Here is a 1,236-nt window from a genome sequence, read left to right on the forward strand (position 1 = left end):
AAGTGACGGTACCTGCAGAAGAAGCGCCGGCTAACTACGTGCCAGCAGCCGCGGTAATACGTAGGGCGCAAGCGTTGTCCGGAATTATTGGGCGTAAAGAGCTCGTAGGCGGTTTGTCGCGTCTGCTGTGAAAACTCGAGGCTCAACCTCGGGCTTGCAGTGGGTACGGGCAGACTAGAGTGCGGTAGGGGAGACTGGAATTCCTGGTGTAGCGGTGGAATGCGCAGATATCAGGAGGAACACCGATGGCGAAGGCAGGTCTCTGGGCCGCAACTGACGCTGAGGAGCGAAAGCATGGGGAGCGAACAGGATTAGATACCCTGGTAGTCCATGCCGTAAACGTTGGGCACTAGGTGTGGGGCTCATTCCACGAGTTCCGTGCCGCAGCAAACGCATTAAGTGCCCCGCCTGGGGAGTACGGCCGCAAGGCTAAAACTCAAAGAAATTGACGGGGGCCCGCACAAGCGGCGGAGCATGCGGATTAATTCGATGCAACGCGAAGAACCTTACCAAGGCTTGACATACACCGGAAACTTCCAGAGATGGTTGCCCCGCAAGGTCGGTGTACAGGTGGTGCATGGTTGTCGTCAGCTCGTGTCGTGAGATGTTGGGTTAAGTCCCGCAACGAGCGCAACCCTCGTCCTATGTTGCCAGCGGGTCATGCCGGGGACTCATAGGAGACTGCCGGGGTCAACTCGGAGGAAGGTGGGGATGACGTCAAATCATCATGCCCCTTATGTCTTGGGCTTCACGCATGCTACAATGGCCGGTACAAAGGGCTGCGATACCGCGAGGTGGAGCGAATCCCAAAAAGCCGGTCTCAGTTCGGATTGGGGTCTGCAACTCGACCCCATGAAGTCGGAGTCGCTAGTAATCGCAGATCAGCAACGCTGCGGTGAATACGTTCCCGGGCCTTGTACACACCGCCCGTCAAGTCACGAAAGTCGGTAACACCCGAAGCCGGTGGCCCAACCCTTGTGGGGGGAGCCGTCGAAGGTGGGACTGGCGATTGGGACTAAGTCGTAACAAGGTAGCCGTACCGGAAGGTGCGGCTGGATCACCTCCTTTCTAAGGAGCATCTGATGCTCACCGCTTAGCGTGGTGGGTGCAGAGGCCAGGCCTGGACCGAACGCGTCCGGGGTGGTGCTCACGGGTGGAACATCAACTACGGCGGCTCATGCAGCTGGTGCGCGTCAGTACCTCGTCTCCTTCGGGAGCGGGTGGAACCTCGTGTGC

2 rRNA genes (1 of these 2 only partly in view) are annotated in these 1,236 nt (G+C 58.7%); both read left to right on the plus strand.

The annotated features are described in order from the left end of the window. A 16S ribosomal RNA gene (locus ACFVXN_RS18215) occupies nucleotides 1-1,068 on the plus strand; the annotation flags it as partial. A 105-nt stretch (nucleotides 1,069-1,173) separates the two neighbouring features. Beyond that, nucleotides 1,174-1,236: ribosomal RNA gene (locus tag ACFVXN_RS18220) — 23S ribosomal RNA — on the plus strand; its annotated part runs 2,471 nt beyond the window's last position; the annotation flags it as partial.

The organism is Cellulomonas sp. NPDC058312 (assembly GCF_042880135.1).
Lineage (GTDB): Bacteria > Actinomycetota > Actinomycetes > Actinomycetales > Cellulomonadaceae > Cellulomonas.